This is a genomic window from Paenibacillus lentus, from assembly GCF_003931855.1.
Classification (GTDB): Bacteria; Bacillota; Bacilli; order Paenibacillales; family Paenibacillaceae; genus Fontibacillus; species Fontibacillus lentus.
Genome location: NZ_CP034248.1, coordinates 552,701 through 566,156 on the forward strand (window position 1 = coordinate 552,701; position 13,456 = coordinate 566,156).

Genomic DNA, 13,456 nt, shown 5'->3' on the forward strand with positions numbered 1-13,456 from the left:
GTGAGCTAGACCTTAGTAGTTCTCCATCTCAATGAATTTCTTATCAATGGCCTGAACAGCTTCCTCCGGCGTAATTTTACCGACAGCCATATCCTGGGTCGAAACCACGAATTGGTTTCTTAGCGCTTCCTGATATCTTGGCCAAGTCACCATAGGCAAATAGATTCTGCCTTGCATTAGGCCTTCCTCATATGCGTTTTGCAGGGCAGGATGCACTTCGGCCTCGAAGCCTTTGGCCGTTATGATTAAATTCGTTCCCTCATGGAACAACTGCAGGCCTTCCTCACTGCTCAAATACTCCAGGAACAATAGCGCTTCCTCTTTATTCTTCGTCTTGCTATTCACCGCAAAGCCTACGCCTGGCGCCCCGACATAGTAGCTCTGGCCTTTCTCGAATCCAGGCAGACCCATGACTCCGAAATCCAGATCCGGCACTTGCGTCAATTTATCCATCACCCATGGACCGCTGAAGAACATCGCGACATTGCCGAGTGCAAACTCGCTTTCGACTTGATCTCCAGTCAGGCCAATCATGTCGGAGGTCAATATTTTCGTATCGATCAAATCTCTTTTCCACACTTTAAACACTTCTGTCCATCCATCGGCAAATGTTTTTTCGCCAGCAAAGATCTTCTCGTCAAAATCAGGGTCTTGGGACAGCACCATGTTCCCGTATAGAGCCGAATGGATTTGCGTCAAATCCTGCATGGTATCATAAATCGGGACAATTCCTGCCTCTTTCAGCTTCAAGCACACGGCGATGAACTCATCCCAGGTTTCAGGGAGCTCCGTAATACCTGCTTTCTCAAATAACGCCTTATTGTAGAACCAACCGCCTACCCAGCCGTTTTGCGTAAAAGCGTAGGTTCTTCCATCCTTGCTCAGCATCGGTTTATTGCTGTCGAGCATCACATCCATGAACGGGTAGTCTGTCAGATCGATCGCGTGTCCGCCGTCGATAATTTCATTGCGGTTCTCGGCAGCGATCATAAAAATATCCGTCGCGGAATCCGACAGCAGCATCGTCTGCAATTTTGAAATATAGTCCTTGACCGGCGGAGCAAATTGGAAATCGAAAGAAATATGCGGGTATTTCTTCTGGAACCCTTCCAGCACCGGCTTCATTTCGGACTCATTGTTCCAGGCTAGGATGCTCAGCTTCACCTTTTGCTTGCTTTGCCCGCCCTCGGCGCCGCTGGCTGCGCTTTCAGAACTGTCTTTGCCTCCGCAGGCGCTGAGCACCATCGTAGCGATCATAACCATAATCAACAGCAGTGACTTTCTTTTCACGTTTAGTTCCCCCTTATTTCAACATTGTAAGCACTTACACTCATTTCAAAGCTTACTCCGGTTCCTTTCGCGGCGGAATTCATATTGTTGCGCAACTTCTTGTATTTCGTTGCACGGTTTAATATTTCTCGCCTCGATGGAGCTGACGGTATTGCTTGGGGGACACATCATAGTATTTTTTAAACGTCCTGCTGAAGTGACTCTCATCGACAAATCCGGTCACCGAAGCGATCACGCTGTTCTTCTCCTCCGTACGGAGCAGCAATTCGGCAGCCTTCTCCATCCTGACCTGAATCACGTAGTTCCAGTAGTTCACATTCATCTCCTGCTTGAACAGCCTGCTTAACTGAAAGCGGTCTACGCCAAACCGGTCCGCCACCATCTGCAGAGACAAATCCTCCCCATAGTTGAGGTCGACATATTGCTTCACTCTCATAACCATATCCTCCGTCAGGTTCGGGCCTTTCATGATGCTGGCGATATGATCGATTAATCTCATAAATAAGAGCTCCAGCTCGCGGATATTACGATAGCTCCTAAGGTCATCCATCGTGATGTTATCGAGCTTCGTACTTGACCTGCCCTTAGATGGAATCGATTGGGCAATAACGTACAGAAAATGAAGAACGAGAGAGTAGACATCCTCCGGCGGAATCCGCGAGCTCCGGAAATAATCAAACATTTCTGCGGTCAGCTTCCTGGCGGCCTCCGGAGCGAATTCGCGGACAACCATCTCCCGATAGGCCTGCTCATAGCTCTGAAAATGCTGCATGCCCCATGCCCCGTTAAACGCCTCCTCCTGATAAGCATTTACAGGGTCACAAGTATAGAAGCCCAACATGCCGGCTTCCTCGCTCTGCTCCAGCAGCTCCGGCAGCTGATCAGCATGGCATCCGTCCATCATTCGGCTTGCTCCAATGCTCACCGCAGGTTCAGGTATATGGGCTTGGATACGGGATAACGTCTCCTGGCATAGCTCCAGCAACCGGGATTCCGGGATGGGAGCGGTTATTCCCAGCAGGCAGCTGTATTTATCCCGGCTCTTTCGGTAAACTACCGGAATCAGCGACGGCTCCGCCTTCAGCAGCCATTCCGCAAGCAGCGGCTCGCTCAGGCTCTCTCCTTCGATCTGGAGGACGGCGCATTGCTGGAGCTTCAGCAAGCCGCAGGCCCGCTCGACGACGGCGAGGCTATTGGCATACGCAGACCTGGAGTGCACCAGCTTCCCGAATTCATGGGCCAGAACGGATTGCTGCTCTGCATGTATGGCGGATGTAAGCTCAAGAATGGTTTTCTTCAGCAATACGACATCCAAAGGCTTCAGCAAATATTGATAGACATCCAGACGTAGCGCCTCCCGCGCATAGGTGAACTCATCGTGAGCGCTTACAATGACCGTTTTCGGCTTCTTTATGGAATGATCCAGCTGCTGCAAGGTTTCGATCCCGCTCATAAATGGCATCTGAATGTCCAGTATGACGATATCCGGCAGGAACTCTTCGAGGTGCTGAAGCGTTTCCCGGCCGTCATAAGCATGTTTGATTTCTGTAATCCCTAAGGCTGTCCAATCCATCGTTTTATCCAAAAAAGTGTGCAGGGAAGTTTGGTCATCCGCTATTAGCAATTTCATGGCATGTCCCCCTCGTAAAGGCGAGCTTATTCGATCCTCGGCACAGCTAAATATACGCAAGTGCCGGCATTTTTTGTGCTGCGAACCCGGATTCCGAAATCCTGTCCGAAGTTCAGCTTAATCCGGTGATTAATATTATAAAGTCCGATATTCCCGTTTTTCTCATTCGGCTTGTCCAGCTGCCGTCTCAGCCGTTTGAGCTCATCTTCATCCATCCCTTTGCCGCTGTCACAAATGGCGACAAGCAGACCTCGCTTCACTGTGGTGACGCTGATGCGAATCGCGCCCTCCCGCCGATCCTCGCCGAATCCATGCCGGATACAGTTCTCCACGACAGGCTGCAGCAGCAGCTTGGGTATTCTGCACGGCAATACGCGCTGATCTGGAATGTACTCATCGACCTGCAAACGGTCATCGTATTTTTTATTCATAATATAAAGATAATTCCGTACGTGCTCCAGCTCCGTTCTAAGCTCCACCAGCTCCCCCGACTGTCTCATCGAATAACGGAACATGTGGCTTAAGGAAAGCACGATATGATTGGAAGACTCGATGTTACCGCATACAATTTCGGTCTGCAACAGCTGCAGCGTATTGAACAGAAAATGAGGATTGATCTGGGCTTGCAGTGCCTTCAGCTCTTCTTCTTTCAGCGCAATCTGAGTTAAGTAGTTTTGCTGAATGAGCAGGTCGATCCGGTCCATAAGCTCTTTGAACTTCATCCCGATCTGATTGATTTCGTGATACTGGTAGTTCTTATCGCGAATGTACAGCATGTCGTCCGTCCCGATTTTATCCAGCGTCTTCAGCAGCCCTTGCATCGGCCGGGAAATACGAAAGGTAACCGCCAGGCTGATCAACACGTTTAGAATCAGACATAAGTAAAGGATTCGCGCCAGGTTCGACTTTAGCGGAGCCGATTGGTTCGTAATTTCATGCATCGGCACGGCAGAGATCATCATCCAGCCTTCAACGGCCGTCGGCTGATAAATAATCAAATGCTCCTCCCCGTACAATGGCGTGCGGAAATTGCCCGACTTCTGCTCGTAGATCTCATCGATCCCATCAATGTCCATGATTTGGCCGATTTCTTCGTTATTCTGATGAACGATGATTCTCCTGTTCTCGTCAATCAGAAAGATGCTCCCTTTGTTCTGATAGTTGTTGCGCTCGAACATGCTGTTTACCTTCTGCAAATCGAGGTTGGCAATGACCGAGCCGATGACCTCGCGGCGAAAGCCTTTGACCTGCATGGCTACGGACAAGGTGGGACGTCCATAACGAGAAATGTCCGAGCTTAAATAATAATCCTGATGATGTATGCCTAGGCTAAAAAAATAATCCCCTTGCCGAGGTTGAAAGGATTCCTGTGCCCATGGCTGCGCCCCGAAAGCATACTCCCACCAAAGCGAGCTCCGCCCGTTCAAATTGTTGACATACCCGTTTTTCCCCAGGATGAGAACATCACTGATTAATGACTGGTACGTATTGATGCTCTGTGTAATTTCAGAAATGTTCCGTTCATGCTGCAGCAAATAGGCCATGTCAGGCACTTCAGCATGCCGCATGATTGCGCCGACGGATTGGTTGCTTGCCAGCACCAGCAGCGAACGCTTCGTCTCCTCCAGGTTGAAGCTTAAGCCTTGAGCAGCCTGCTCCATCACCTTATTGCTTGACCGGATCACCTCTTCCGTAATCATCCGGGTCGAATCGCGAATGGATAACATCCCAAGCAGCACGAGCAGCAGTAGGTTACCGAACAAATAGTAAATGAGAAAAGTGCGATAAATTGTTTTTCGAAACATAAACTTTCGTAGGAAACGCAGCATTCTTGTCATAGAAACCCCTTCAATCTCCCTTGAAATCGTACCGCCGCACAGTCTCCCAGCGCACGGTGTATTGCTGCCTGACGGCGGTCGGTCGAACCACATTTTTATCCGCTTCTACTTTCCAGTGGCCCTTTACCAAAATTTCTACAAAAAAATACACCTTCCAGTTGTCTTTCATATCTTACGACATGATTAACAATTCTTGAAGGTGTTTTAATCATTGTTCAATTGTCAGTCCCCTCCAACTGTATCGGGGCGCTTAAACAATTGCACTTATAAAATGGAGAGCGAACTCCCTACAGCAGTATGCTCATAACTAAGTCCAAAGGGCTGCTTCGCACCTAAACCTCGCATTTCATAACTTATACAACCCGGCTTAAAAAGTGCTGCAGAAACCGCTCAGCGTCTACCTTCATGCACACTTCGATCCTCGGCTCCCCTTCATACGATCCCACCGTTTGGCCTGCAGCCTCCCCTTCGGTAACTACGGTAACCCGCATTGTCTCACACGAGACTAGGCTAGGATCAATGGCGACACCCACCGCAAGCGGGTCATGCAGTCCGCAGCCGCCAATCCCGGGATAGAGGGATTCATATACATCGACATAGAACTCCGTCATCTCCGCAAGCCATAGTCCCAGCTCGTGTCCGGCACTCCGCCACATCTCCAAATGATCACTGGACAGCAATGTTTGCAGCGTAACGTCCAGGCCGACGAGCTTTAACCGAACGCCTGACGCGAAGACGACTGCAGCTGCTTCTGGATCAGCGACCATATTGGCTTCGCCGTAAGGAGTAGCATTCCCAGGGACAGTAACTGCACCGCCCATTACCACGACTTCACCAATTAGGGGGACGATTTCCGGCGCCTTCTCCATAGCCAGTGCTAAGTTCGTGAGCGGCCCCACGGCGATGATCGTCATTTCATGAGGCCGCTCCTTCACTTGCTGAATCATATAATCGGAGGCCGCGATATCGGATTTATGCCCTAGCGGCTCTTCCCTCCATGCATTGCCAAGACCGTCTTCTCCGTGAATATGCCTTGCGTAGTGCTTCTTCAATGTACCGCACAACGGTGCGCCTGCTCCCTCATAAACAGGGACGGACTTACCTAACTTTTCCAGCATGAACAACGTGTTGCGGGTTGCCTCTTCAACCGGGATATTTCCGAAGCAGGTCGTCAAAGCGACTAACTCCAGCTCAGGAGAATGGGCGGCGTAGGCTATAGCAAGTGCATCATCAATGCCTGTATCTACATCCATAATAATCGGTTTCAAAGACGTCTCTCCTTTGACCAAGATGAGTAAATCATTCACTCTAGCACATATTATATACTTTATTACTCCTAATTAGTGTTAACGCCTCCTCCTCAGGCAAAGGCCTGCTGATGTAAAAGCCTTGAATAAGATCGTACCTGGACTGCTTCACATGCTCCAGCTGCTTCACGGTTTCTACGCCCTCGGCCACGATATTCAAGCCCATCCGTCTACCGATCAGAACCATAGCCCGGGCGAGGGAGCACTCATCCCCTTGATCCGAAATTTGAGTAATAAATGATGGGCTGATCTTCAACGTAGTCAGCGGCAACTGCTGCAAGTAACTGAGAGATATATAACCTGTTCCAAAATTATCCAAGGCCAGATGAACCCCCGCAGCTTGTAGCTTCTCCAGCTTGCCAATCAATACGTCAGGGCAGATCATCCCCAAAGATACGGACTCGGTGATTTCAAGCTCCAGATGCTCGGGAGACAATCCCGTGTCTTTCAAAATGCGGAGCACCATATCGACAAAATCCTCCTGTACAAGTTGAACAATGGATATGTTCACGGAAATCCTCAGCTGCCCATACGCTTCAAACTGCAATTTCGCCGCAAACCGGCAGGACTCCGCCAGCACCCATTCCCCAATAGGGACGATTAATCTGCTATCTTCAGCGATCCGGATGAAGGTCAGTGGAGAGAGCGGACCAAGCACAGAGCTATTCCAACGAATCAAGGCCTCAAAGCCCATTATCCGGCCTGTCCTACGGCTGATTTTGGGCTGATAATGCAGTATAAATTCGTTATTTTCAATGCCATGACGAAGCTGCGTCTCCAGTTGAACCCGTTCGTTGAATGTCCTGAGAAACGCCGGATCGAACAATACATATTTACCTTTACCCGCTTCCTTGGCGTTATACATCGCCACATCCGCATTTCTCAAGATTTCCTCCACATTGCGGCCATCCTTCGGATAAAAGGAAATGCCGACGCTTACAGACACCGCCAGATCGCTATCATTCATTCGGAACGGCTCTTTGAATCCCGTGATCACTCTTTCTGCCACAGCTATCGCCTCCGACTCATCCTGAATGTCGCGCATGAACACGACAAACTCATCACCCCCGAAACGAAACAGCATCGCCCTATTGCCAATCATGCTAGTAAGCCGCCGGCTAGCCTCTATAAGCAACTGATCCCCGAACTTATGCCCCAAAGTATCGTTTACATACTTGAAATTATCGGTATCGACAAAAAATATTGCCGCCATCGCATCCGATGCAGCAAAATATTCCTCCAGCTCCTTCAGCATGTATAATCGATTCGGCAAGCCGCTTAAAGTGTCATAATAGGCCAGTTGACGCAGCTTCTCCTGAGACAGCTTCAACTCGTGGATATCCTCGTGGATACCGGCCATGCGGTAGGCCCGGCCGCGCTTATCAAACAACGCTTTGCCCCGGCCGAGGAACCAGCGGTATTCCCCGCTCTTCACCCGCAGCCTGTATTCGCATTCAAACAGTTCCTTCCGTCCTTGTGTCACATCGTCCATCGCTTTCTGTACTGCATTGACATCCTCCGGGTGAATGAGGTTGTCCAAAATCTCGCTGGAAACGTGGTCGTCCTGTGTATAACCCAACAACTCAAACCAACGTGGAGAATAATATCTCTTATTACGAAGCAAATCTATTTCCCATATACCCGCATTGGAAGCCTCAATGACGAGTCGGTGCTGCTTTTCACTTCGACTAAGCATATCCTGGTTCTCAACCAGCTTCTTATAATTCTCAAGCAACTGCCGCTGGGTTTTCGTCAGCTCCTCGCAAGCAGATTCCAGCTCCCGGCAGCTCTCTTCCAGCTTCAGTTCATAGCGCTTTCGTTCCGTGATATCGATCATCGAGCCAGCAAATCTGACAACCTGCCCCTCGCCGTTCCTTCTCGTTATTCCCCGGACCTGCATCCATAAATATTCCCCATCCTTCTTCCTGATACGATACTCGCTCTCGTACACCGGCGTACATCCGCTCAGACAGGCCTGCCGGGACCGCTCCGTATCCACCCAGTCGTCAGGATGAATGATCTTTTTCAACCCATGAACAGTCAATTCGACCTCACCACGTTCATATCCTAACAAATCGTAGAAACGATCCGATACAAAATAGGTTCCAAGGGCTGGATCTATATCCCAAATGACAGCTCCCGAACCGCGAGTAGCCAACCTAAATCTTTCCTCGCTAACTCGAAGCTTCTCTTGATTCACCACAAGTTCATCGTATTGGCGCTTCATTTCTTCCTGCGTAGCCGTCAAGGTCTGGTAGGTCGCCTCCAGCTCCTGATAACTACTCTGCAGCCTATCCTGAGACATCCTGCGTTCATGAATATCCAAGCCAATCAACATAATACGGCTCGGCTCTGAAGTTCCTGAAGCACCGTTAATTGCCGAGGTTCTGAACGAGAACGTTCTATATTGATCTTGATCCTCAAGAAAAATCACGACTTCCTTATTTTCTACAAATTTCTGAGCAAGCGCATCATTCAGCAACACGATGACTTCCTGCCAGCTATTCCGCAGCACAGCGATTTCATCATATTTACGTCCTATAATCTCGCTTCCCTTGACTCCGATCAGCCGTTCGCTATAGCTATTGAGCCTTACGATCGTCTTATCCGGTTTAACCGTCCAAATACATAAATGAGGATGATCGAAGATATCGTGGCACAAGGCTCTCTCGGTCTGCAAATTTTTTCTTAACTGATAAGTTAGCACAAGCAAACAAATCATGCCGAGCGTTGTTATTCCGAGTAAAATCAACATATGTATTCCCTGCACCCGGGCTCCTCCTTTTTGGCTGCATAAAATGTCTATTAACTACTACAAGGAGAGGAAGTATAGTGGGAAAATTAAGCTGTAGATATTGCCGTGAGTAGAATTTCTCCCTATATTGTCTAATATTAACATACGAGATATGGAACAAGGAGCTATTTTCACCTATCCTTTTCTCTAGTTCTTGTGCCGATTTAACACATACTTGCAAATAATATCGTAATATCGTAATATTGTGATATTGTGATATTGTGATATTATGATATTACGAATTTCGGAGGTAGATCATGGATAATAACTTCAATGCGTACGAAGAAGCTGCCGAAATGCTTAAAGCGCTGGCTCATCCGGTTCGCCTTTGTATCGCCCGCGGGCTGCTGAAGAATGGTCCCTGTAATGTTTCATATATGCAGGATTGCTTGGAAATTCCGCAGTCTACAGTTTCTCAGCATCTGCAAAAGCTTAGGATGAGCGGGATCGTCAAGGCCCAACGCCACAGGCACGAGATCCATTACACGATTGAAAATGAAAAGGTCAAGCAGCTCATTATAACGATATTCGGGGAGGATTCAATATGAAGAGAAAAATATTGATTGTCGGCGGTGTGGCTGGAGGAGCCTCCGCAGCTGCACGGCTCCGTCGATTGGACGAAAAGGCTCATATCATTCTATTCGAGCGCGATCCGTATATTTCATTTGCCAATTGCGGACTTCCTTATTATATCGGGGACACGATTAAAGAACGTTCCAAGCTGATCGTACAGACGCCGGAGGCGATGCGCCAACGTTTCAATATCGATGTGCGAACGGGCAGTGAGGTCCTCTCCCTCGATCCGGCAACGCGAACAGTGAAGGTTCGCAGCGAGGAACGCGGAGACTACGAGGAATCCTATGATGCGGTTATTCTATCGCCTGGCGCCAGCCCCATTCGTCCTGCACTGCCGGGCATCGAGCATCCCCAGATCTTTACACTCCGCAACATTCCAGACACAGATCGAATAAAAGAGCAGGTAACGGAGGCAGGCCGCCGTTCGGCCGTCGTCATCGGCGGTGGATTTATCGGTGTCGAAATGGCGGAGAATTTGCGAGAAATCGGCTTGGACGTCACCCTTGTAGAGGCAAGCCCGCAAATTTTAGCGCCATTTGACAGAGAAATGTCTAATATTTTGGCGAAAGAAATGGAGCAACACGGCGTGAAGCTGCGCCTTGGCGACAGTGTCTCGGCCTTCGAGGACGTGAACGGCCAGGTCAAGGTCAAACTAGCCAGCGGCGAAGATATTCAAACAGACCTCGTCATTTTGGCGATCGGCGTTGCTCCGGATACTCGCTTCCTGCAATCTAGCGGTATTGTTCTCGGCCCAAAAGGCCATATCGTAGTCGATGAATACATGCAAACGAATCTGAAGGACGTTTACGCCGTAGGTGACGCCGTGGAGACAACCGATTTCGTGAGCGGCCTGCAGACAGCGGTACCTCTCGCCGGCCCAGCGAATAAGCAGGGTAGAATCGCTGCGGATAACATCTGTGGACTGGGAACGACTTATAAAGGAACACAAGGTACTTCCATTATTAAAGTATTCAATCTAACCGGGGCATCTACCGGCAATAACGAGAAGATGCTGCAGCGCCTTGGTACGCCGTATCATGCCATATATGTACATCCAAGCTCTCACGCCACTTATTATCCAGGCGCTTCGCCAATGGCCATCAAGCTGTTGTTCGGTCCTGCAGGAGAGGTGCTTGGAGCCCAGGCTATTGGCAAAGGTGGGGTGGACAAACGGCTCGACGTTCTTGCCTCCGCCATTCGCTTTAAAGGCAGCGTCACGGATCTGACAGAGCTTGAGCTAACCTATGCCCCCCCTTATTCCTCCGCAAAAGATCCCGTCAATATGGCGGGGTATGCAGCAGAGAACGTGCTGACTGGGAAAACGCATGTATTCCTTCCGAGAGAATTGGAAGAACGCGATATGGACAACACCCAACTGGTCGACGTAAGAACTGCGGCTGAGCATGCACGCGGGCATATCCCTGGCTCCATTCACATTCCTGTCGACGAGCTGCGCCAGCGCCTGGACGAATTGGAGGCAGGCAAGGAAATTTGGCTATATTGCCAGGTTGGTCTTCGCGGATACACGGCATCGCGCATTTTGAACCAAAACGGCTTCCGCACTCGAAACCTGACAGGCGGTTATATGACTTATCAAATGCACCATTATAAACCAGGACTTTAACATCCGCCATCCTGAATTTTTACTGGCCTCTAGACCTAGAGTAGTGCGCCAGAAAACAAAACAAAACCGGCCATCCTCCGCCACCGGAGGATTCGGCCGGTTTATTTCTTTTTCGTTGCCATTACTTCTTCTTTTTATTGCCTTGAGCGTTATTGATCAACAGCTTACCTTTATCCTCTGCGTCAAGATAAGGTTTATTCACATAGTAATACATGAAGCCCATGAATATAACGCCTCCGATCAAGTTGCCAATCGTCACCGGAACCAAATTGTGCAGCACACCAGCGAATGAAATCGTACCTGGATGGTTCAGCACAAGCGCAATCGCGAAGGTACACATGTTGGCTATGCTGTGCTCGTATCCTGAAATAAAAAAGCAAAACACGAACAGCATCATCGCAAACATCTTTGCTCCGTCTCCTTTTAAGGACATAGGAATAAAGAATGCGAGGCAAACTAGCCAGTTACATAAAATAGCCCGAAAGAACAATTCAGACGTAGATGTCGTCATTTTCTGCTCTACTACATTAAGCAAAAAGCCATTTACCGACGAATCCGTGAACAGTCCTGTCAAAAAGATCAGAAGCGCAAAGGCAGCAGCCCCCAGAATATTGCCGGAGTAACTGAACACCCAGAGCTTCACGGCTTCGACCCACTTCAACCGCTTCCTTAAAGCGGCGTACGTATAGTAGAACGTATTTCCGGTAAAGAGATCCCCGCCACCGTATGCGATCAGAATAATAGCCGCACCAAACGTGATAGCCGCCATCGGATAAGTCAGCGGGGACTGTTCTAAATAGAAGAAATTGCCCGTCTTAAAGGCCACAATGACCCCAAATCCGATAAACATGCTGGCGAGCATGGATCTTGCGATGTAATGGAGCAGGTTCTGCTTGAAGATGCGGTGCTTCTTAAGAGCCAGCTCCTCTACTTTGTATAGCGTTTCTGTTTCCATAGCGGCCTCCCGAATCATGATATTAACTCATTGTCCATATATCCTAGCCATTGTCAAGACCAGGATGGGAGGAGCGGACAGATTCCCTTTTATATAATATAACCCTGTCAGCTTATTTACTTTCGCCGAATAATTGTGCATAATGAGAATAGAGTACTTGATAATGATTATCATTATTGTTTTATTAGCATTCATGGTTCTGATATGATTTACGTTAACATAAGGAGAGTAATGGATATGAACTTATCAGCACGCAAAGCATCCCTCCAAGTCGACGATTACCTAGATCTGTTAAATCTTGCTACACATCTGGGCGATGTAAAATGGCAAAAGGAGATTATCCGCAAGCTGGAGCATATGCAGCCTACTGTCACTGAGATGAATTCCTAAAACTGATCCAATACCCGACTTTGCTTCAGTGTATGTTCGGGTGAAAGGATTGATTGACATTTACTGCCTGTATCATGTATATTGGACAGAAATAATGATTAAGCAACAGCTTACGATGGAAGCACCCGTAAGAGCAGGCGCCAGCGCCTATTCTTGCAGGTGCTTTTTTTGTCGTAATCATGACTTAATGAAGAAGGAGATGAATGAAGCATGGCATTGCGCAGTAATAGAATTTTGCGATGGATAATCTTGTTCATCGTAGGAGTATTCATTCAAAGTTATATTGCTCCACCGCCTCCAGCTGCAGCTGCGATGGAATTCACCGACTCCGTGAAGGCCTCTCTGGAGAAGACGGCGGAAGCTGTAGGCGGTAAAGCAAAGACACGGCTCATTAAGCAGTACAGTGATTTGGCAGACCTTCAAAAGAAAATCAATGCTCAAGACACCAAAACCACCAGCCTCCGGCTAAGCAATGAGACTCAGCTTAACAAGGTTCGTAAGCAAATCACGAATCTGGACGCCGATAAAATCCTCAAGCTCGACAATCAAGCCAAAGCAGCACGAAGCAAGCTGCAGCCGCTACTCGACTTGCACAGCTCCTTGAATAAGCAAGCCGCAGCCGTCAAGGCGCTGAAAGACAAGAGCCTATACAAAGCACTTAAACAAAAAGCCGATGCAATGAAGCCAGCAATCAACCTTGCCCGTCTCCACATTCGGAATAGGAATGCCGAGCTGAAGACGGCCAAGAGCGAAAGAACACGAAAAACGAAAGAAATTCGGGCTGTATTATCCCAAATCGATGCTATAAAAATTAAACTTAAAGCCGAACGAAGCGCAATTAGCAGTAAGAACAAGAGCATCTCTACTGAGTGGAAAAACTTCAAGACTGCTCTAAAAAATAAGGATGCTGGCCGCGCTGAAGATACTTTGAACCGACTGGGCAATCTTTCAAAACAGATTCTCACCCATAAGCAAAACATGTACGGCCTTGAAGCTCAAATATCAGCCATTATAAAGAAAGCATCCGCCCGCTTGCCCTAATTTCATTATAT

Annotated in this window: 10 protein-coding genes; 4 read left to right on the forward strand and 6 right to left on the reverse strand. The window is 48.5% G+C overall.

The features are described from left to right. Positions 1-12 precede the first annotated feature (12 nt). The 5 genes from EIM92_RS02645 to EIM92_RS02665 all read right to left on the reverse strand — a co-directional run bounded on the left by EIM92_RS02645 (position 13) and on the right by EIM92_RS02665 (position 8,835). The gene (locus EIM92_RS02645; protein ID WP_125081354.1) at positions 13-1,290 is read right to left on the reverse strand and encodes an ABC transporter substrate-binding protein; all 1,278 of its coding nucleotides are present in this window, start codon (positions 1,288-1,290) and stop codon (positions 13-15) included. 118 nt (positions 1,291-1,408) lie between these two features. After that, positions 1,409-2,920 (reverse strand): response regulator transcription factor, encoded by a 1,512-nt coding sequence (locus tag EIM92_RS02650; protein ID WP_125081355.1) that lies wholly within the window; start codon positions 2,918-2,920, stop codon positions 1,409-1,411. Positions 2,921-2,946: 26 nt separating this feature from the next. After that, positions 2,947-4,851 carry a cache domain-containing sensor histidine kinase gene (locus EIM92_RS02655; RefSeq protein ID WP_246021182.1) on the reverse strand — a complete coding sequence of 635 codons (1,905 nt, stop codon included), beginning with the start codon at positions 4,849-4,851 and terminating at the stop codon, positions 2,947-2,949. 260 nt (positions 4,852-5,111) lie between these two features. After that, entirely contained in the window at positions 5,112-6,026 is a 915-nt protein-coding gene (locus tag EIM92_RS02660; protein WP_164515014.1) for a nucleoside hydrolase, read from the reverse strand. A gap of 40 nt (positions 6,027-6,066) precedes the next feature. Further along, a complete protein-coding gene (locus EIM92_RS02665; RefSeq protein WP_125081357.1) occupies positions 6,067-8,835 on the reverse strand; it encodes a sensor domain-containing protein in 2,769 nt (922 codons plus the stop codon). A gap of 281 nt (positions 8,836-9,116) precedes the next feature. On the opposite strand from EIM92_RS02665, the gene EIM92_RS02670 reads away from it, so the two are divergent. Next, complete coding sequence (locus tag EIM92_RS02670; RefSeq protein WP_125081358.1) at positions 9,117-9,407, forward strand: ArsR/SmtB family transcription factor; 291 nt, start codon at positions 9,117-9,119, stop codon at positions 9,405-9,407. Continuing rightward, positions 9,404-11,059, forward strand: coding sequence for an FAD-dependent oxidoreductase (locus EIM92_RS02675; RefSeq protein WP_125081359.1), 1,656 nt, complete (start codon positions 9,404-9,406; stop codon positions 11,057-11,059). Before EIM92_RS02670 ends, EIM92_RS02675 begins: the two co-directional genes overlap by 4 nt. Positions 11,060-11,180: 121 nt before the next feature. Here EIM92_RS02675 and EIM92_RS02680 read toward each other — a convergent pair whose 3' ends face one another. Beyond that, positions 11,181-12,014, reverse strand: coding sequence for a formate/nitrite transporter family protein (locus EIM92_RS02680; RefSeq protein WP_125081360.1), 834 nt, complete (start codon positions 12,012-12,014; stop codon positions 11,181-11,183). A 237-nt stretch (positions 12,015-12,251) separates the two neighbouring features. On the opposite strand from EIM92_RS02680, the gene EIM92_RS23610 reads away from it, so the two are divergent. Continuing rightward, positions 12,252-12,404 (forward strand): hypothetical protein, encoded by a 153-nt coding sequence (locus EIM92_RS23610; RefSeq protein ID WP_164515015.1) that lies wholly within the window; start codon positions 12,252-12,254, stop codon positions 12,402-12,404. Between the two features lie 210 nt (positions 12,405-12,614). Next, positions 12,615-13,445, forward strand: coding sequence for a hypothetical protein (locus EIM92_RS02685; RefSeq protein ID WP_125081361.1), 831 nt, complete (start codon positions 12,615-12,617; stop codon positions 13,443-13,445). The last annotated feature ends 11 nt before the right edge of the window (positions 13,446-13,456 follow it).